This window comes from Paraburkholderia sp. GAS206C, assembly GCF_050435645.1.
Taxonomy (GTDB): domain Bacteria; phylum Pseudomonadota; class Gammaproteobacteria; order Burkholderiales; family Burkholderiaceae; genus Paraburkholderia; species Paraburkholderia phenazinium_B.
Map to the genome: position 1 here is coordinate 1 of NZ_JBNDKR010000012.1, position 20,218 is coordinate 20,218.

The window sequence follows — 20,218 nt, forward strand, 5'->3', positions numbered from 1 at the left end:
ACCGTGAAACGACTCCACGCCGATGATAGTGCGGATTACCCGTGTGAAAGTAGGTAATCGTCAGGCTCCCTAGCAGCATCAGAAACCCCACCCCGCAAAGGTGGGGTTTCTGCGTTTACGCGCGCAAATACGCTCGTCAAACCCCTCCACAGACCTCAAAGACCCAAGCACTCCGGCAGCGCTGGCAGAGTCGCTCACTGGCAGCGCCGCTTCATCCCGCCAAATCAAAGCGTCAACTGCATCACACCACATGCCGCCAACGTCCCTGTCCAGAGCAGATCGAAGTTGAGCCACTTGGTACGCAAACCGCCAACGCCAAAGTGGTCGAACACAGCCACAGCGATCACACCTGTAGTCACCAGCATCGCAGCACTATGCACGCCCAGGGCGATCGCCGCGATCGTCGCAGTAGGCCCGGAGCTGGAGATCACGGTGCCTGGCGCGTGAGCCAACGCGCCGCATATCGGCATTAGAGCCGGAATCAACATGAGTCCGGCACCGTGCGAACCTGCCATTACAAACGACCAGATCATCAGCCCGGCAAAGCCTGTCTGCATACCCACGCGCGGTCGCATGCGATGGCCTCGCAGCGCATGCCACGTCGCCCAACCGATCAGCAAGACCCCACACACTCGGCTCAATACGGAATGATCGATGAACATGCCGAGCGACAACCCGGCTATCAGCATGCAGCCGGCGGCGAGCGCATGTCCGAGTGCGATTGGTATCAGCGAGAGCAAGACCACTCGCCGACTGCGTCGATACAGTCCAAGCGCGACAGCAAACAGCCAGCCCATCGCCGGGTTGATGCCGTGAAACGCGCCGAGCGCGGCAACCACGAACCATGTCCACCACGTCGACGTCGATGGATTCATGCCGTTCAGGGATAGCAGTACGAATCAGACGAACAGTCGCCGCCTTGCAGACGAATCTGATGCGGTCGATGCCCTTCCGGCCACTCCAGAAAGAACTCCTCATCGAACGACAGACCGCCGTCCGGGCCTGCATCGAGCTTGACCATCCAGCCGTCGATGCCATCCGGATAAAACTGCGGATCGACCGCACCGTACAGCGAGTTCGTAAAGTAGATCCGTTTGCCGTCGCGACTTACCTCGACCATTTGCGGACCACCGCTGAGCGCACCGTTCGAGGCACCCGGGTGGGTCGCCCGCGAGACGATGCCGCCAATACGCACTTTCCCCGTAAGTTTCGGTGCGAACGGATCGGATACGTCGTATTGCAGCAGATCGCCCGTGCCCCAGCAGGACACGTAAAGAAAACGATCATCGAGCGAAAGATCGATGTCAGTCACAAGCGGCGGCACCGCGCCGAAGGACTTGAGGACTGGCGGAAGCAATGCGGGGTCAGCAGGCTCAGCGGGAATATCAATGATCTTGCGCACCGCCCACTTGTCCTTGTCGCGATACCAGGTCCAGATGGACGAAGACAAATCCTTCAGACTGATCACGCAATTGACGAAACCATGCGCTTTGGTCGGATCGTGCGCCGGCCGCAATTCGAACACGAGTTGGTATTCCGGTCCGAAATCAATTTCCTGCAGATGTTTGCGGCGCGTGAAATCCCAAAAATGCAGACGGCGACCGTAACGCGCGCCGAGAAGCACCTCCGGAATCAAACCATTCTCGAACGTATCCGGTGTACCCCATTCGCTGGTGACGAGCGTGTCGTAGCCGAGGTGCCACCAGCCGTCGTACGCGAGTTGCTGCGAGCCGCGGTCGACTTCCCAGCGTCCGAGTGGCTCAAAACTTTCCGGATCGAGCAGGAAGATTCCACCGGGTGCACCGCCCTCGGCGTTGCCGAGGGCGGTCACATAGATCCCACCCGGACCACAATGTACGGTGTGCGGACGGCTATAACCCGTGCGGCTCGCAATGGTGGCCGGCTCGATCGTCTTGACGATAGTCGGATGAAGGGGATCAGGCTTCGTATCGAGGATATAGATGCGCGACGAGCGTAACCCAGGCACAACCAGGTAACGCCGCTCCGTATGCGGATGTGGCGCGTTGGGGCAGAGGCAGGAAGAGCATGCATTCCAGCCGAAATGATGCAGCTCGTCGCCGGCATGCGGCATGGCCAGATTGCCGACGATGCTGGCATAAGCCGGAGAGGCCGGATCGACATCGACCACTGCGATCTCATCCGGCCGGGTGCGATCAGGATCGAACGCGGCCACATAGGCGAGCTTTTCGGGCGGCGCCTCTGCGGCAAGGCGCGGTGAGGGATAAAAGCTCGGGTCCGGCTTCCAGATGCCCATGGTGCTCCTCCTCCGTATCAGTGCGACTCGGGACGACACAACTAGCCATCTTGAACTGTAGTTGGTTTAAGCCACGCTCAAAGCTCGATATGGAATAAGCAAATGCGCCGACGTTATGGGGCAAGGCGAGTTCGCACAACGCGCAATGCACAATGCGTCGTATGCGATCTGTGCGACGAAGTCGATCGCGAGAAGAAGGGGGACGTGATGAGAGCGACGTAGCAGCGGTTTGATGCATTGCAAGTCAGGCGACCGAAGTCGCCCGACACGGCAAACGCTAGACTCCGCGCCGACTAAACAGGCGGACGATAAACAACAGAATGACCGCACCGATTACCGCTGTGATGATCGAGCCGATCCAGCCACCCCCAAGCGAGATGTGCAGGACGCCGGAAAGCCAACCGCCGATAAACGCGCCGACGATCCCGACAATGATGTCGACGATCAACCCGAAACCGCCGCCCTTGACGAGCACACCAGCTAGCCAGCCGGCGATCGCGCCAATGATGAGCCATGCAATGATGCCGTGTTCCATAATCAAGACTCCATGGTTGAGCGTGAAAAATTCACGGTGACAGAGCTTAGTCCAAGGGGGTGACGCAGTCCATATTCAGGATATGGATTTAACAATGTCTGAATGTATTGTGGCGGGATTGGCGAGGAGGCCGCCGCGGTGGCGGGACAGGGCGCATAGCCAGAATGGCTATGGCGCAAAGGCACGGTAAGACAACGCGCAGTCGCTCGGTTCATTTCGTTCTCGGTCTCGGGCTGCACAGACATACGAACCATCGATTCACACGACGCACTCTACCATCAATGCAACGCGGCGCCGGCCGATGCTTCGTCTACGGTTGTTATAGATGACGCCGTCGCCGGGCGCAAGGCGTGGACTACCACCCGCGGCCGGTGTCGCCAGGTTGGGCGTTTGAAAGCGAAGCGGCGGCGCGGGCCGAACAGACGTTTAGGTTCCGGCTTCTACACAGCACGCGGCGCTACTCCGGCGCCGGTTCCGCTTCTTTCGCAATCCAGCTTACGCTCGAGACACTCGCTTCCATGCTGATGCGACTCGCCATCAATTCGAGCTTCGACTGATCCTTCGGATGCAGTTTCAGGTTAGCCGTGACGCGTATGCGCCCAGGCTGCTCTGCCACGTCCTCGCTCGTCAGACTCTGGAACGACAGGGGCATGGAATACATCGAGTTCGATAGCGCCGCGCGGATATGAACCTCATCCTCTTCGCGGCAGACCACGGTCAGTACGTACTCGCGCACGAGATCGGCATTTGAAACCGGCGTTGCGTTGATGGTGCGGCTAACTTCGCGTAACACGGTGTTGGTCAGCAGCACGATAGCTGTGCCGGCGAGTGCCGGGCCGAAATGTCCCGCACCGCACAACACGCCGACGGCCGCGGAACACCAGAGGGTCGCCGCCGTGTTGATGCCCTGGATGGATCCCTTGTCGCGCATGATCACGCCGCCGCCGAGGAAGCCGACGCCGGACACCACGTAAGCGGCGATCTGCGTGACACCAGCGGTGCCGTTGCCGGTCAGGACGCCCAACGAAACAAACAGACACGCTCCGCTCGCGACGAGGGTGATCGTGCGCAGACCGGCCGTACGTTGCCGCATCTGCCGTTCGATGCCGATTGCAACACCGCAGGAGAAGGCGGCGAGGAGCCGCCAGACAAATTCAAGCGTCATTGGATCAATAGTCGAGGCGTGCTCAAACGCGTAGTTTGAACCAGGCGCGTGACAGCATCGCTAACAATACACGAGTTGCGATGCGTGTCTCCGTGCTATGCCTCGCGCAGGCAGATCAGGCCGTAGAAGCAGACAGATCGAGGACGAGTCGAGTCCACTGTGCACCGCGCACTTCGCTGCGAATCACACCTGTGGTGGCGACAATCCGCCGGCTATCGCCTGCAGGGATGAAGACATCCACGGAGTCGAAGGGCCGCGCCCATTGCCCTGTCCAGTTGACTGTCACGGCGAGCGTTGCCGCGTCACTTTCCACACTGACCTTCCAGCAACCGTATGCTCCGGTACGCCAGGCTTCCGATTCGCCATCGTCTTCATGACACTCGCCTTGCGCAATACCTGCGCCTTGACAGGGTGCCACCATAAAGCCGCGCAGATCGGCAGGTTGGGCGAAGTGTTGCTGCGCGACATTCAGCGGCACGACACTACCCTCGCGAATCAGCATGACGGGTTGATCCCACGGCGCAGGCAGGGTGATGTGCTGGCCGCCTTCGAATGCTTCACCGCTCCAGTACGAGATCCAACGCGCACCCGCCGGCAACCATACGTCACGTTCAGTTTTCGAGGGTTCGACAACCGGCGCACAGAGCAGCGATGTGCCGAGCAGCATATCGTCGCCATCGACGTAGCATTGCGGATCGTGCGGGAAATCCGCGAAGGTCGGGCGCAAGACGGGCTCGTAGTGTTGGGTCGACTGCCAAAGCAGGTGGTACAGATACGGCATCAGGCGGTAGCGCAGCTTGATCAGGTCCGAGACCTGGCCGGTCGCCTCAGGATGCATCCATGGTTCGTTGACCGTACCATCGTCGTTCCACGAGTGGATGCTGAAACGCGGCATCAGGATTCCGAACTGAATCCAGCGAACAAACAGTTCTGCGTCAGGCGCCGGGCCTGAAAATCCGCCGATGTCATGCCCAATGTTCGACACACCCGAAAGCGCGAGTCCGAGCCCCATCTTGAGGTTGTAGCGCAGCGTTTCCCATGATGTGTAGTTGTCGCCCGACCACGTCTGAACGTAGCGGTGCATCCCCACACCGCCCGAGCGCGAAACGAGAAATGGCCGCTTTTCAGGCGCGAACGCGCGCTGGGCGTCGCGTGATGCGCGCATCATCAGCATGGTCTGCAGCACCTTCGCTTCGCGGGCCGGGTACGGCTTGCCGAAGCCGTGGGCGATGGCGTCCGTCGCCCAGATTTCAAATTCGTTGTTATCGTTCCACGTCGAAGCAATGCCGTAACGCAGCAGCGCGTCGGTGACGTGCGAGCGCCACCATGCAATCGTGTCAGGATTGGTGAAGTCCAGATACGCGCCGACTTCGTCCCAGAACTGTACCCACGCGGGTTCGCCGCTTCGCGCGCGAATCAGCAGGCCGTCGCGTGCAACCTGGTCGAACTCCGGGTGGTCGCGCAGCAGGCACGGCTTGATGTTGGCGCACAGGCGCACGCCTTCGTCCAGATAGCCCTGCACAAAGCCGTCTACGTCGGGGAATTTGTCGCGATTCCAGTTGAAGACGTAACGCTTCGGCCCGATCGACGTATAACCCGACGACAGGTGGAACGAGTCGCACAGGATATCGTGTTCGCGACAGCGCTCGATGAACTCGCCCATGCGCTGCTGCGCGTCGGGCGCGTCCGTATAGCTCATCGTCGACCCGGAGTAGCCGAGGCCCCACTTCGGCATCAGGGCGGGGCGGCCGGTCAGCCACGTGAAGCGGCGCACGGCTGCGAGCGGCGTTGCTGGCGAAGCGATGAAGTAGTAGTCGAGATCGCCGTGCTCCGCGATGAAGTGGCGATAGTGGCCGTGATAGTTGTCGAGCTCACGGCCCATGTCGAATGTGCAATCGGCGAGCGTGTCGTAGAAGAGGCCGAAGCCGAGCGCCGCTTCTCGCTGCCACGTGAGGTAGAAGGGGATGTGCTTGTAGAGCGGATCGGTTGTCTTCGCGCTGTAGCCCATCGCGTCGACGTTGACCATCTCATAGCGCTGATTGGCTCGGTCGAGCGAACCGGCGCGCTCGCCGAGCCCCAGATACATCTCGCCCGGTTCACGGCGTACGTAGTGATAGACGCGCTCGTCCCACCAGCCGAAATTGTAGGCCTGCGTCGCGCGGTCCTGCAGCACGCGCTGCCATTTTTCACCGCTACGCAGATCCCAGCTGCAATGGCCGCCTTGCAGCGCGACGGTGAGCCGGATTTGCGCGGTTTCGATGCACAGTTCTGTGTCGTCGGCATGCTGTCTGAAAGACGGCAATGTATAGCCCGAAAGATCGAGACGATCGCGGCCTTCGATGTCTACGTCGTCGAGTCCCGGTGCAATGGCCCAGGTACGCGGCCCGTGTGCCTCGCCATCGGGCAGCACGCGCACCCGCACGATATCCTCTTCGAGCACGAAGATTTCCATGACCGGCCCCGCCGCGCTCGTCAAGCGTACGAGGTCGCCCGACTGGGTGGAGGGTTTGAATACGGGCGGATTTAACAGCGACGTCATCGGACTTTCCTCTGGTTGAATCTGCGATGCCGTGTCAGGCATGCGCGAGCTTGCGTTCACGTTTCGACTGGCCGCGTATCAGCACCACAAGCAGCGTTGCGCCGATCAGATCGAACGCGCCGAGGCAGCCGAACAGGGGCCCGTAACCGACCGTGTCGGCCAGCGCTCCGACCACCAGCGAAAAGCTCAGGCCTCCTATCCAGGCCGCCATGCCGGCGAACCCGCTGGCAGTGCCGACCTCGTCGGAATCGAATACGTCGGCGCTCAGAGTGTTCACGAGCGCTGAGATCATCTGGTGCGCGAAACCGCCGACGCAGAATAATGCAATGGCCGTGTACGGCGATGCGACGAGGCCGATACAGGCCGGTCCGATCATCAGGAATGCGCCGAGAATCACACCCGCCACGCGCGACCAGATGAGCGGGACGCGGCAATACCGGATCAGGAACGGCGATAGATAACCGCCGAAGATGCCGCCGAGGTCGGCGGCCAGAAAGGGCAGCCACGCGAAGATCGCAATCTGCTTGAGGTCCATGTGACGTACCGTCACGAGATAAAGCGGGATCCAGAAACTGAAGGTTTGCCAGGCTGGCTCGGCGAAGAAGCGCGGCAGCGCAATGGCCCAGAAGCGGCGCGAGCCGAGGATCTCACGCACAGGGCGCTGACTGGCCGGTGCGAACTGGGTCTGACCGTCCTGGATCAACGCCAGCTCTTTTCGGGAGACGCGCGGGTGATCCGCGGGTGAACGATACAACGCGTACCAGAGTGCGGCCCAGACGAAACCGAACGCGCCGGTTGCCATGAACGCAGCCTGCCAGCCAAAGCGGAGCGACAGAAAGATCACGACCGGCGGCGCGAGCAGGGCGCCCAGCGATGTGCCGGCGTTGAAATAGCCGACGGCGACTGACTTCTCCTTGTCAGGAAACCATTCTGCGACCGCTTTCATGCCGGAGGGAATCGCGGCCGCCTCGAACAGCCCAAGCGCGCCGCGCAGGGCGCCGAGCGACAGCCAGCCGGTGGCGAACCCGTGCAGGACGCCGGTGAGCGACCACAGCGCCGCAAACAGGGCAAAGCCAAGCCGCAAGCCAATCAGGTCGACGATCAGTCCGCACACCGGCTGCATGATCGTGTAACCGATCTGGAACGCGCCGACGACGTACGAATACTGTTGAGTGGTGAGCGCGAATACATGCTTCAACTCCGGCGCCAACACAGCCAATGAGTTGCGAGCCAGGTAATTCATGATCGTGCCGAGACAGACGAGCACGATGATCCACCAACGTAAGCCTTTGATTACTTTCAACGCTGTCTCCATCCTGTCATTTTTTGTCGCGACGCGGCGATCCGGTCGGTGTGTCAGCCCTTGGTTTGCCGCTGGGCTCAGCGGTCGATCTGATAGGTCATCACATGACTATCTGCCGCATTCGGTGACCAGAAAGACTATTTATCCCGAAAAATGGACAGGTTGCCGTTTTGAAGTGCACAAGTCATATGACAACCGATGTCGATGTCGCTTAGTCGTATCGTATGTTCGTAAACGAGCGCCGTCAAGCATCCCGCTGTTCGTTTGAACTCGAAATGAACAGTTTGACTGTTCGGGCCTGATTCGAGTCCGCCCTGGCGCGACTTCCGTACGTCAGACTGGAGTCGCCCCGCTGACGGAGACCACGTGGCCGGCCTTCTCACGTCAGCTCAGCGGCGCTTTTGCGCCAGATTTGCCTTCACGCTGCAAAACCGCTGGCTCGAAAGCTGGTCTACGTATTCCCGTCATCCTCGAGTTCAATCCAGCTAAACCGTCTTTCCATCCCAAATTAAATGTGGAGTCCGAAGCTTGACAGGGCTCATCCCAGAAAACAGACTGGCCCGTGCTTTGAATCAGGTCGTGCAGCCCGTGCGCCAGATCGCATGCGGCAGCCAGGTCCGGCGCCCTCCTGCATAACCCGGCGTGAGCGCCCCCGTTGATCGGGGTTGTGCTCCTTGCGCGCCTGCCCGCGGCCTGATTCTCTTTTCGTTATTACCTGATTGAGGATTGCATGAACAAGAAAACCCTTGGCATCGTTGCCGGCGCATTGATCGCAGCAGCACCGCTTGTTTCACCGGCGGCCGAAGCGTTGCCCGCGGCTTTCGAAGGCAACAGCGTGTTGCAGGCTGACGGCGTGGTGAAGGGTGTCGACCAGGTACGGCACGCCGTTACCGTGGTCGACGCGCATGGCGGCGAAGCATCCTTCACGGTCACGGATACCAGCAATCTTGCCCAGATCCATCCGGGCAGTAAGGTCCATGTCCGGATGATCCGTAGCGCGCTCGTGAGCCCGTCGCATGGCGCGCTTGCGGCACAGTCGCCGCAGAACCTCACGGCCGAGGTGGTGGCGTTCGACCGCGCTTCAGGTGTGGTCGAATTGAGGGGACCTAATGGCGACGTATTCCACATCCAGGGCCACGATCCGGTGAAGGTTGCAAACCTGCAGCCGGGGATGCACGTTGACGTGGCGTACGCGCCGCAAGTGAGCGTCGCAGTGGCGCCTGCGGCGCAGTAACGTCGGCTGTGAGGCTGGCGTAGTTACTTTGGTAGGGGTTCGCACGCGGAGCGCCTGAAAGAGCGTTCCGCGTATTTCATTTCAGCTCGGCTCGCCCGGCACCAACCGTAGCCTCGTGATTTCCGAAGGTGCTCCGAGGCGCTTCGGCGGGCCCCAATAGCCGGTACCGCGGCTCGTATAAACCCACAACCCATTGAGCCGCGCGAGCCCTGCCGTAAACGGCTGCTGCAGGCGCACGAAGAAGTTCCACGGGAAAATCTGTCCGCCGTGCGTGTGTCCCGACAACTGCAGGGTAAAACCAGCTTCGGCAGCGGCTTCCGCCGAACGCGGCTGATGCGCAAGCAGCACTTTGATCAGCACGTCGCCAGGAGCGCCTGCGAGCGCGGCAGCAGGATCGCTGTGATGGGCAGGGTCGAAATGGCCCGCGGAATAGTCAGTCACGCCTGCAATCACCGCGCGGGCGCCTTCGTGCTCCACCACCACGTGCTCGTTGAGCAGCACATGCAAGCCAAGCCGGCGAAACTCGTCGATCCACGCGTCGGCGCCGGCGTAATACTCATGATTGCCCGTGACCAGAAACGCTCCGTGGCGCGCGCTTAAACGCGACAGCGGCCGCGTGTGGTCGCGCAACTGCGGCACGCCGCCGTCCACGACATCGCCGGTTACCGCGATCAGGTCAGGCTTCAGGCGGTTGACTGCGTCGACGATCGCATCCACGTAACGGCGCTTGATGGTTGGGCCAACGTGTATATCGCTGATCTGGACGATCGTGAAGCCGTCGAGCGCTTGCGGCAAATCGTCGATGGGGACATCGATCGTGACGACGCGTGCCCGCCTGCGCGCATTGAAAAAGCCGACTGCCGTGGACAGCAACGCCAGCAGCGGCACCGCCGCAGCGGAATCCATGCGCAAGCGCGCCAGTGGGATGGTGTGCGGCCAGATGGCATCGACAGTCAGCAGTGACGCCAGCACGAGATCACGCGCGAAGGTCAGCACCAGCAACGAGGAGAAAAAGCCCATCGCCAGCAAGCCGGCCCAGGCGAGCCGGTCGCCGAGAGGCTGACGTTTGATGGTCCGTGCCAGCATGCCGAGCGGTATGAGCAGGACGGATAGCACGAGCCAGAGTGCCGCAAGCCAGCGGCCGGCGTTTCCCACCGGCAGGTCGGGAATGACCCGGAAGCCGACGTAAATGTGCAGCAGGACGCCAATGCCAATAATGCGAAAAAGGAACGATAAGCGGCGCATAGGAAGGGGGTAAGGCGAATCGGGTGCCGGACGTACGCGCAAACTTGCTGGCGCGTGCGGAGAAGGTGTTCGCCGGCAAGGCAGATCATTCTACCGACATGTCGTCACGCCTGCCGACGGCGCCCAAGCCTTTTTGAATTGCGTGTGCGGTAAGCTATTCTAAGGGGGCGCGGGACCGCGCATGTTATCTCCCATTCCATGAACGATCTGTTCGACGACCTTCCCAAGCCCGACGTTGACTGGTATCCCGACTGGCTCTCGCCCGAAGCTGCGGGCCGCGCCTTGACGCAACTGATCGACGAGGTTGCGTGGAAGCAGGAATCGATGGGCACGCCAGCGGGACGCGTGGCTCTGCCGCGACTCACCGCCTGGCAGGGGGAGGCGGACGCGGTGTACGTTTACTCCGGCATTCGCAATGTGCCGCAAGCGTGGACGCCGATGGTGGCCGAGTTGAAGGCCAGCGCCGAAACGACCAGCGGATGCCGTTTCAATAGCGTGTTGATCAATCGTTACCGCAGCGGAATGGACAGCATGGGCTGGCACGCGGACCACGAACCTGAATTGGGCGCGCAACCGGTAATTGCGTCGGTGAGTCTTGGCGTGGCCCGGACCTTCGATTTGCGCCACAACAAGACGGCGGTCGTGCAGTCGTTTCAGCTCAAAGGCGGCAGCCTGCTCGTCATGCGCGGAAACACTCAGGCGGAGTGGCGCCATCGGGTGCCGAAAGAACCGCGTATCAGCGGCGAACGGATCAATCTGACGTTTCGCTGGGTGACGTCGCGCCGCTAGCGCGGCTAGTTCACTGCGGTGACCGGAATCCTGGAAACACTCACCAGACGGTCCATCACGCTACGGTTAATGATCCGCGCAGCAGCATGGAACAGGTCTCTGCGCGGCGCTGCGACGACGATCTCGTCGCAGCCGTATTGTTCTGCACAACTTGCGATAGTCGGCACCAGCGGGCCGACCCTGATTTCTACGGAATACTTAACGCCTGCGTCGTCGAGAATGCGTTTGGCGCGGCTCAGTGCGGCCTCGCCGTCGGAACCTTCGAGTGTGCGCAGCTTCGAGAGGGAATAAAAGGCTTCAAGACGCGTCGATTCGAGCGAGGGCTGCACGTTGACCAGCACGATCTCGGACGCACATCGCTCGTTGTAGAGGAACGCAGCGTGCCGCACGGCTTGTAGCGAGCGCGCCGAGCGGCTTACGGGTACCAGAAGTTTCAGCATGATCGGTTGTCCATCAGATGACCGTTGGATCTGACTGCAGACGTGCAGCAGGATCGACTAAAGCGTAGCGGCAGCCGCGTACCGGGCGTCTAAAGAATGCCCGTGAGCACATAAAAATCGCATCAAAAAATCGTGCCGAAGCGCGAACCAAGGCCGGGCTGGGCGCCATCAGGGTATGCCCGAATACGTAGTCTGATTGGCATCGCTATACCAAAATTGGTATCGAGTGTGCAAATCATATGATTGGACGCGTGTCACGCCAGCCACTACGCTTTAACACGATCCCCTGCCGCAGCCTTGCTGCAGGCGGCTACGGATCGCCAGCACAACAACGATCAGGAGACAGATATGGCGAATTCACGGCGCGTGGTATGTCGTGCGTTGGGCGCGCTTGCACTCACGGCAGGCACCGGGACATTGAGCCTCGTGGCGCGCAGCGCATATGCCCAGGACAAGACCATCACCCTCGGTTTTGCGCAGGTCGGCGCCGAGAGCGCATGGCGCACGGCGAATACCGAATCGATCAAATCGGCAGCAGCCGATGCAAAGATCAACCTCAAGTTCTCGGACGCCCAGCAGAAGCAGGAAAACCAGATCAAGGCGATGCGCTCGTATATCGCGCAGAAAGTCGATGTGATCGCGTTCTCACCGGTGGTGGAGTCGGGCTGGGAGCCTATCCTGCTCGAAGCGAAGGCCGCCAAAATTCCGGTGATCCTGACCGACCGCAACATCGACGTGAAGGACACGTCGCTCTACGTCACCATGATCGGTTCCGACTTCATGGAAGAGGGGCGGCGTGGCGGTCACTGGCTTGAAGACAACTTCAAAAGCAATCCCGGGCCCATCAATATCGCGGAACTGCAGGGAACGGTCGGATCGGCGCCGGCCAATGATCGCCATTCTGGTCTCATCGAGGTGATCAAGAACGACCCGAAATTCAAGATCATCGCCTCGCAAAGCGGCGACTTCACCTTGGCCGGCGGTAAGCAGGTCATGGAAGCCTTTATAAAAACTTATGGAAATAAAATAAATGTAGTTTATGCGCATAACGACGACATGGCGCTCGGCGCCATCCAGGCGATGGAAGAGGCCGGCCTGCATCCCGGCAAGGACATCACCGTTGTCTCGTTCGACGCGACCAAGGGCGGCTTCCAGGCAATGGCCGCGGGCAAGATGAACGTCGATGTGGAATGCAGCCCGTTGCTGGGACCGCAACTGATGTCGGCGGTGAAGGACGTGGTGGCCGGCAAGCCTTTGCCCAAGCGGATCCTGACGCAGGAAACGGTGTTCCCGATGAGCGTCGCGGCGCAGACGTTGCCGACCCGCAAGTATTGAATCGGGTCGCTGACGGCGTGACGCAGACATAACAAGTTTCTCCAGCGGTGCCTGGCCGTCCTGCTGCGTTCCACAGCAGACGGCCTCTTTTCCACCCATCGAGCGAGGTCTATGGCCCACCCGACTCCCGACTCCCCGGAACCCGTCCGCAGCCACGGCCCGGCGTTGGCGCAGCATGCCGACGCGACCGCCCAGGCGGGAGAGATTGAGCCAATTCTGGCAACGAAGGGCGTCACCAAGACGTTTCCCGGCGTGAAGGCGTTGCAGAACGTCGATTTCCGCCTGTTCCCCGGTGAAGTTCACACGCTGATGGGGCAGAACGGCGCGGGCAAATCCACCTTGATCAACGTTCTGACGGGCGTGGTTGCGCCCGACGCGGGCGTCGTACATCTATGCGGTCAGACGGTGGCTTTTGCGTCTCCGCAGGAGGCTGAGGCAGCCGGCGTGCGAACGCTCTATCAGGAAGTGAATCTGTGCCCGAATCTGTCGGTGGCGGAAAACGTGTTTGCGGGCCGCCAGCCGAAACGCTTCGGCGCGATCGACTGGCGCGAAATCCGGCGTCGCGCGCAGGCGGCACTGGAGCGCCTCGATGTCTCGCTGGACGTGACCAAGTCGCTCGATGCCTATCCCATCGCGGTGCAACAGATGGTGGCCATCGCGCGGGCGATTTCGGTCGACGCGCGCGTGCTGATCCTCGACGAGCCGACCTCGAGCCTCGATGACAGCGAAGTCGCGCAGCTTTTCAAAATACTTCGGCATCTTAAGCAATCGGGCATTGCGATCCTGTTCGTGACGCACTTTCTCGAGCAGACCTACGCGATTTCCGATCGCATCACCGTGATGCGCAATGGCGAGCGCGAGGGCGAGTACCTGGCACGCGATCTGTCGGCGGACCAGCTGGTCGCGAAGATGGTCGGACACGAGCGCATGAGCACGCGGCTGCGGGAAGCGGCGCACGAAGCGCCGGCAGAGAAAGAGGCGGTGCAGCCGTTCGTCGAGTTGCGCGGAGTGGGGCGTCGCGGGAGCATGCAGCCGGTCGACCTCGACGTGCAACCGGGGCAGATTCTCGGTCTCGCCGGCCTGCTCGGCTCGGGACGTACCGAAACCGCGCGCCTGCTGTTCGGCGCTGACCGCGCCGATAGCGGCACGATTAACGTGGGCGGTCGCGCCGTGCGCTTGCGTTCGCCTCACGACGCCGTGGCGCTCGGTATTGGTTATTGCCCGGAAGACCGCAAGAAGGAGGGCATCGTCGCCGAACTGTCGATTCGCGAGAACATTTTGCTGGCACTGCAGGCACGGCGCGGGTGGTTCCGCAAGATCAGCGGACAGCGGGCGCGTGAGCTGGCTGACTTGTGGATCGAGCGCCTGGGCATCAAGGCATCGGACGCCGAGCAGCCCATTGGCCTGCTCTCCGGCGGCAACCAGCAAAAGGCGCTGCTGGCGCGATGGCTCGCCACCGAACCGAAGCTGTTGATTCTCGACGAGCCAACGCGAGGTATCGACGTAGCCGCGAAGTTCGACATCATGGACCGCATGTTGGCGTTATGCGCCAGCGGTCTCGCGATCCTGTTCATTTCATCGGAGGTCAGCGAGGTGCTGCGGGTGAGTCATCGGGTAGCCGTGCTGCGCGATCGCCGCAAGATTGCGGAGGTGGCGGGTAACGCGTCGAATGAGGACAACATCTATCGGCTGATTGCGGGGAGCGGCGAATGAAGATATCGAACTGGTTCACCCGCGATGGCGCTGAGCGTCCGCTGATCTGGCCGTGTGTCACCCTCGTGCTGCTCTTCGTGCTGGATTTGTGGGTCAATCCGCACTTTCTGTCACTGCGTGTTCTTGACGGACATCTGTTCGGCGCGCCCATCGATATCCTGAATCGTGCCGCGCCGCTCGCACTGGTGGCCACAGGCATGACACTGGTGATCGCCACACGCGGCATCGATATTTCCGTGGGCGCTGTGGTGGCGATTGCCGGTGCGGCAGCGGCCACGATCCTGGCTACGCAGCCGTTTCCGAGCGCAGGGCTGATTGGCGAGGCACTGGGTGCTGCGCTTGTCGTCGGCGTGTTGAGTGGCATGTGGAACGGCATGCTGGTGTCGTTCGTCGGCATGCAGCCGATTATTGCCACCTTGATCCTGATGGTGGCTGGGCGTGGGGTCGCGCAGTTGCTGACCGGCGGCCAGATTATTCCGATCGGCGCGCCGGGCTATCTGTTCGTCGGTGGCGGCTATCTGTTGGGCGTGCCGTTTTCCGTGTGGATCGCGACCGTCGCGGTGCTGGCGACTGCGCTGCTGATCGAAGGTACGGCGTTGGGACTGTTTATTCGCGCAATCGGCGTGAATCCGGTCGCGACCCGGCTGGTAGGACTGCGATCGAAAGCGATCGTGTTTGCCGTGTACGCCTTCTCGGGGCTCACGGCGGCGGTGGCGGGCATCCTGATCAGCTCGAACGTACGCAGTGCCGACGGTAACAACGCCGGCCTGTTGCTGGAGCTCGACGCGATTCTGGCGGTGACACTGGGCGGCACTTCGCTGCTCGGCGGCCGCTTCAGTCTTGCGGGCACCGTGCTGGGCGCGCTGATCATTCAGACACTGACCTACACCACCTATTCGATCGGCGTACCGCCCGAGGCGACACTCGTCGTCAAGGCGGTAGTGGTGCTGGCGGTCAGCGTGATCCAGTCGCCCTCGGCGCGCGCGCTGGTAATGTCTCTGTTCACGCAGCGCGGGGTGGCGCGATGAAACGGCTAGTCGATATCTGGCCCCGTATCTTCGATCCGCGCACATTGCCTATCGCTGTCACGATCCTGCTGTTCTGCGCGCTGTTTGGCTTTGGTTCGGTGATGTACACCGGCTTTTTCTCGCTGCAAGTGCTGCTCGATCTGCTGATCGACAATGCGTTCCTGCTGATCGTCGCGATCGGTATGACTTTTGTGATCATCTCGGGCGGGATCGACCTGTCGGTGGGCTCGGTGGTTGCGCTTACAACGATTGTCGAAGCGGTGCTGGCGGAACGCTTCCACCTTCCGGTCGTGGTCATTCTTGCCATCGTGCTGCTGATGGGCGCGGTATTCGGCGCCGTGCAGGGGGCGCTGATTCACTTCTTCCGTTTGCAACCGTTCATCGTGACGCTGGCCGGCATGTTCTTCGCGCGTGGTCTGTGCTTCCTGATCACGACGCAGTCGATCACCATCACGGATCCGAGCTTCAAGGCAATCTCGGCGTACCGGCTGCAAATCGGCACCGGCTCGGTGAGCGCCAATGTGCTGATCGCATTGGTGACCCTCGTCGCGGCGATCTTCGTGGCCCACTACACGCGCTTCGGCCGCAATGTTTACGCGGTGGGCGGCAATCCGCGTTCAGCACTGCTGATGGGGTTGCCTGTGGCGCGCACGAGGATCGGTGTCTATGCGCTGAGCGGATTCTGCTCGGCGCTCGGCGGCGCGGTCTTCACGTTCTATGTGCTGTCGGGCTACGGACTCCAGGGACAAGGCATGGAGCTCGACGCGATTGCGGCAACCGTGATCGGCGGCACCTTGCTGACCGGCGGGGTCGGCTATGTGATCGGTTCCTTGTTCGGCGTCGGGATACTCGGCACGATCCAGACGCTCATCACTTTCGATGGCACGCTGAGTTCCTGGTGGACCCGTATCGTGATCGGCGCGCTGTTGTGCGCGTTCTGCCTGCTGCAGCGGCTGATCGAGCGGCATGCGCGTTCGGTCCGGCGGCCTGGTGGCACCGCGGGCGCGGTGGTGGCGCCGTCTCGTGAGCGATCGCGACAGGACCCGGGCGTTACCGACTCGCACGCGGCCGGCCGCGTGGCGCGCGCGTCGCAGGAAGGTCTGGGCAAGGCGCTGTGACGTTGATGGCGCGGTACTGTGCTGCGCCTGCCCCGACTTCCGGCGCGACCGGCGTATCCAGTGTGACAAGTGGCACGACGCGCCACGTGTCCCGACTAGCAGCTGCGAGCCGTTGCTAGTTGGGACACAAATGAGCGCGAGAAATCTCAAGACTGCAGTTGACGCCCCCTGGTTTCAGGCAACGTGAGCGCAGCAAGAATCACCACCCCGTAAGCGGCGGCCGCAAACACTCCGATAGCGTGCCCGAGCGTCATGCTCTGCGACACATAGCCGATCAAAAACGGAAACGTCGCGCCGACCGCTCGCCCAAAGTTGTAGCAGAAGCCTTGCCCCGAGCCGCGGATCCTGGTCGGAAAGAGCTCGGTCAGAAACGCCCCCATGCCGGAAAAAATCCCGGACGCGCAGAAGCCCAACGGGAAGCCGAGCGCCAGCATGGAGAGGTTGTCGAGTGGCAGGCGTGTGTACATCAAGGCGATGCCCACCGAAGCCAGCGCGAAGGCGATAAAAGCCCGCTTGCGGCCGATCGCATCACTGATATACGCGCCCGCCAGATACCCGCAATAGGAGCCGGCGATCACGACGCCCAGATAACTGCCGGTGCCGATCACGCTCAGATGGCGTTCGGTCTTCAGATACGTCGGCAGCCAGGTCGTTACAGCGTAGTAGCCCCCTTGTACGCCTGTTGCAAGGATCGAAGCACGCAAAGTAGTCCAGACGATGTCCGCACGAAAGATGTCGAGCAGGGACGGCCGCGACTGTGCATTGGCTTCGATCTGCTTCTGTTGCCGATGCACCTCCGGCTCCTCGACGAAGCGGCGAATCCAGATGACAAACGGCGCCGGCGCAATACCAATCGCAAACAGGACGCGCCAGGCGTAGTCCGCGGGGACAAGCGAGAACACCAGCGTGAAGAGCAAGGTGGACAGTCCCCAGCCGATTGCCCAGCCGGCCTGCACGAGGCCGACCGCCTTGCCGCGGTCGCGTGGCCGGATTACTTCGCCGATCAGCACCGCTCCCGCTGTCCATTCGCCGCCGAAGCCGAGCCCCATCAGGCCGCGCGCCCACAATAGCTGCGAGAAATTCTGCGCCAGCGCACACGCCAAAGTAAAGATCGCAAACCAGAGGATTGTGATTTGCAGCGTCTTGACCCTTCCGATGCGGTCCGACAACACGCCTGCCGCCCAGCCACCGATCGCCGAACTGAGCAACGTCACCGTGCCGATCAGACCTGCCGCGCCGCGCGTAATACCCCAGCTTGCGATCAACGTAGGAATCACGAAGCTCAGAAACTGCGTATCCATGGCATCGAGCACGTAGCCGATCTTGCAGCTCCAGAACGCGCGCTTCTCGCTCGCGGAGATCGTTCGATACCACGAGAACGGACCTTTGGTGCGTTCATCGTAATGGCCAGTCTCGGCCGTCAACGGCGCTTTGCTTTCCATGCTTAACCTCCGGATCGTAGTCAGTGCCGTGTCTGGTTGCGCGGGCTTGTATTGAATGAGAAGACGCTGGCGCAGCGCACGCTCAGAGAATGGCGAGCCGTGCGTTGGGGATATCGGTGATCAGCATGTGGCCTGGTTTGTGTGCGATCGCGAACGGCAAACGTGCGCTTTCAATGGCCGCCTGTGGTGTCACACCGCAGGCCCAGAACACCGGCAACTCGTCGCTGTGGATATCGACTGCATCGCCGAAATCCGGTTGCGACAGATCGCGGATACCGATCAATGACGGATCGCCCAGATGCACCGGTGCCCCATGCACGCCTGGAAAACGGCTCGTGATCTGGATGGCGCGAATCGCGTCGGCAGCCTTCATCGGACGCATCGACACCACGCGGCGACCGCCGAACACACCGGCCGGCACATTCGCTTCGCTGGTGCGGTACATCGGCACATTGCGTTTCTGCTCGATATGTCGCAACCCGATGCCTTCGCGCTTGAGCATTTCCTCGAACGAAAACGAACAGCCAATCGCAAACACCACCAGGTCGTCGCGCCACAGTTCGTTCAGGCTGCGCACTTCCTCGGCGCGTTCGCCGTGACGGTAGACGTAGAAGGCCGGCACGTCATTGCGGACGTCGAGATCGGCACCGAGCGCAGGCACGCGCCATTCGCCGGGTTCGCCCATACCGAGCAATGGACACGCTTTTGGATTGAATGTGCAGAACCGCAGGAAATCGTCTGCATATTGACGCGGCAGGATCGCGAGATTGGCTTGCGCAAAATCGCCGCAATAGCCGGCAGTCGGCCCGCAGATGCGGCGGCTACGCACCTGCTGGCGGAATTCGGACGGGGTGATGGTCATAAACAAAGCTCGCTTCGGATAACGGATGCGAACTAGAGTAGTCGCGCCGAAAATATCCCTCTAGCGAGATTTTTTTGCTTTTCGTTAAATTAAACTTAACGGTGGAGAAGGGACTTCGTGCCATTCTCTTCCGCTATTTCCTCGCTTTCCGCCCGAGATGCTGCCGTGAATACACGTTTTGTGGAAACCTTTCTGACGCTCGCGCGCCTTGGCAGTTTTCGCGCCACGGCCACTGCGATGCACGCGACACCCGCTGCGATCTCATTGCGCATCAAGACACTCGAGGCCGAATTAGGCGTCGAGTTGATCGAGCGTAGCGCTACAGAGTTCCAATTGACGCCTGACGGCGAGCGGCTGCTCACTCACGCGCGTTCTGTCGTGCAGGCGACGCGTTCGCTGCAACTCGCCGCACAGGACGACGCGCAAATCGCAACGCGACTGCGCCTTGGTGTGATCGAAACGGTCGTGCATAGCTGGCTGCCTGACTATGTGCGCATGCTGAACGACGAACACAGCGGCATCGTGGTCGACCTGACCGTCGACGTGAGTGCGGTGCTGGCGCCCCGGTTGCGGGCCGGAGAACTTGATCTGGTGTTGCAAGTGGAGGGCGACGGCGACCCCTCTGTGATTTCGACCGCGCTGGCGAGCTATCCAGTGCGTTGGATCGCGAGGCGCGACCTGATCCCGGCAAGCCGCACGAAGCATGTTCAAACCGTGCTGCGCAAACCAGTGCTGACTTTTGGCCGGGGCACTGCGCCGCAGATTGCGGTCGAGGGCATCGTCAGTGCATTGGCGCGACGGGCGGGCGTGCCGCTGGAAGAAACCAACGTCACGTGCATGCCTTCGGTGGCCGTCATCGTGCAGTTGCTGCGAGACGGCTATGGCGTGGCAGCAGTGCCGGCACTGTTTGTCGAACCTTTGCTGCAAAGTGGAGAGCTTGGAGAGCTTCAGGTGCGCCCGCTGCCTCCGCCTATCGTCGTGGCTATGTGTTATCGCGACGATGCTGCCGTGGGCGTGCTGGCGGCAGCGCGGGTAGCGCGTAACGCGTGCGACGCATACGCCAATACGATGGGGCGGCAGTTGATCCAGCGACGCTAACGTAGCGCGCCATGGGCGCATGGTAGTGCGTTTTGGCCTATGCCATTTGCCGTGCTATCATGTAATTACATTGTGTTTACTTTCATCAGTTTACCCC

The 20,218-nt window shown here is 61.3% G+C and carries 17 protein-coding genes; 7 read left to right on the forward strand and 10 right to left on the reverse strand.

The genetic code is table 11. From position 1 onward, the window contains the following. Nucleotides 1-224: 224 nt before the first annotated feature. From P3T20_RS30045 to P3T20_RS30070, 6 genes are all read right to left on the reverse strand, one after another. Complete coding sequence (locus tag P3T20_RS30045; RefSeq protein ID WP_429288682.1) at nt 225-875, reverse strand: hypothetical protein; 651 nt, start codon at nt 873-875, stop codon at nt 225-227. 5 nt (nt 876-880) lie between these two features. Next, complete coding sequence (locus P3T20_RS30050; RefSeq protein WP_429288683.1) at nt 881-2,275, reverse strand: selenium-binding family protein; 1,395 nt, start codon at nt 2,273-2,275, stop codon at nt 881-883. Nucleotides 2,276-2,552: 277 nt separating this feature from the next. Beyond that, the gene (locus P3T20_RS30055) at nt 2,553-2,810 is read right to left on the reverse strand and encodes a GlsB/YeaQ/YmgE family stress response membrane protein (protein ID WP_074268210.1); all 258 of its coding nucleotides are present in this window, start codon (nt 2,808-2,810) and stop codon (nt 2,553-2,555) included. Between the two features lie 457 nt (nt 2,811-3,267). Beyond that, nucleotides 3,268-3,975, reverse strand: coding sequence for an MgtC/SapB family protein (locus P3T20_RS30060; protein WP_074268211.1), 708 nt, complete (start codon nt 3,973-3,975; stop codon nt 3,268-3,270). A 115-nt stretch (nt 3,976-4,090) separates the two neighbouring features. Beyond that, complete coding sequence (locus P3T20_RS30065; protein ID WP_429288684.1) at nt 4,091-6,514, reverse strand: TIM-barrel domain-containing protein; 2,424 nt, start codon at nt 6,512-6,514, stop codon at nt 4,091-4,093. A 34-nt stretch (nt 6,515-6,548) separates the two neighbouring features. Further along, on the reverse strand, nt 6,549-7,817 hold the full coding sequence (locus tag P3T20_RS30070; protein ID WP_074268213.1) for an MFS transporter: 1,269 nt from the start codon (nt 7,815-7,817) through the stop codon (nt 6,549-6,551). A gap of 730 nt (nt 7,818-8,547) precedes the next feature. Here P3T20_RS30070 and P3T20_RS30075 point away from each other — a divergent pair. Then, a complete protein-coding gene (locus P3T20_RS30075) occupies nt 8,548-9,051 on the forward strand; it encodes a hypothetical protein (RefSeq protein ID WP_074268214.1) in 504 nt (167 codons plus the stop codon). 81 nt (nt 9,052-9,132) lie between these two features. Here P3T20_RS30075 and P3T20_RS30080 read toward each other — a convergent pair whose 3' ends face one another. Continuing rightward, complete coding sequence (locus P3T20_RS30080; protein ID WP_074268215.1) at nt 9,133-10,296, reverse strand: metallophosphoesterase; 1,164 nt, start codon at nt 10,294-10,296, stop codon at nt 9,133-9,135. A 198-nt stretch (nt 10,297-10,494) separates the two neighbouring features. Here P3T20_RS30080 and P3T20_RS30085 point away from each other — a divergent pair, with 198 nt between their 5' ends. Beyond that, nucleotides 10,495-11,085 carry an alpha-ketoglutarate-dependent dioxygenase AlkB family protein gene (locus P3T20_RS30085; protein ID WP_074268216.1) on the forward strand — a complete coding sequence of 197 codons (591 nt, stop codon included), beginning with the start codon at nt 10,495-10,497 and terminating at the stop codon, nt 11,083-11,085. Between the two features lie 5 nt (nt 11,086-11,090). Here the strand turns inward: P3T20_RS30085 and P3T20_RS30090 are convergent, their stop codons facing one another. Next, on the reverse strand, nt 11,091-11,525 hold the full coding sequence (locus P3T20_RS30090; RefSeq protein ID WP_074268217.1) for a universal stress protein: 435 nt from the start codon (nt 11,523-11,525) through the stop codon (nt 11,091-11,093). 348 nt (nt 11,526-11,873) lie between these two features. Here P3T20_RS30090 and P3T20_RS30095 point away from each other — a divergent pair, with 348 nt between their 5' ends. The 4 genes from P3T20_RS30095 to yjfF all read left to right on the forward strand — a co-directional run bounded on the left by P3T20_RS30095 (nt 11,874) and on the right by yjfF (nt 16,719). Then, nucleotides 11,874-12,860, forward strand: coding sequence for an ABC transporter substrate-binding protein (locus tag P3T20_RS30095; protein WP_074268218.1), 987 nt, complete (start codon nt 11,874-11,876; stop codon nt 12,858-12,860). Nucleotides 12,861-12,971: 111 nt separating this feature from the next. Next, nucleotides 12,972-14,573 (forward strand): sugar ABC transporter ATP-binding protein, encoded by a 1,602-nt coding sequence (locus P3T20_RS30100; protein WP_429288685.1) that lies wholly within the window; start codon nt 12,972-12,974, stop codon nt 14,571-14,573. Further along, complete coding sequence (locus tag P3T20_RS30105) at nt 14,570-15,601, forward strand: ABC transporter permease (RefSeq protein WP_074268220.1); 1,032 nt, start codon at nt 14,570-14,572, stop codon at nt 15,599-15,601. The genes P3T20_RS30100 and P3T20_RS30105 overlap by 4 nt, the downstream gene beginning before the upstream one ends. Beyond that, nucleotides 15,598-16,719 carry a galactofuranose ABC transporter, permease protein YjfF gene (gene yjfF, locus P3T20_RS30110; protein ID WP_429288686.1) on the forward strand — a complete coding sequence of 374 codons (1,122 nt, stop codon included), beginning with the start codon at nt 15,598-15,600 and terminating at the stop codon, nt 16,717-16,719. The genes P3T20_RS30105 and yjfF overlap by 4 nt, the downstream gene beginning before the upstream one ends. A 146-nt stretch (nt 16,720-16,865) precedes the next feature. Here the strand turns inward: yjfF and P3T20_RS30115 are convergent, their stop codons facing one another. Further along, a complete protein-coding gene (locus tag P3T20_RS30115; protein ID WP_429288687.1) occupies nt 16,866-18,161 on the reverse strand; it encodes an MFS transporter in 1,296 nt (431 codons plus the stop codon). A gap of 82 nt (nt 18,162-18,243) precedes the next feature. Then, nucleotides 18,244-19,017, reverse strand: coding sequence for a putative hydro-lyase (locus tag P3T20_RS30120; RefSeq protein ID WP_429288833.1), 774 nt, complete (start codon nt 19,015-19,017; stop codon nt 18,244-18,246). Nucleotides 19,018-19,188: 171 nt separating this feature from the next. Here P3T20_RS30120 and P3T20_RS30125 point away from each other — a divergent pair, with 171 nt between their 5' ends. Then, a complete protein-coding gene (locus P3T20_RS30125; protein ID WP_429288688.1) occupies nt 19,189-20,121 on the forward strand; it encodes a LysR family transcriptional regulator in 933 nt (310 codons plus the stop codon). The last annotated feature ends 97 nt before the right edge of the window (nt 20,122-20,218 follow it).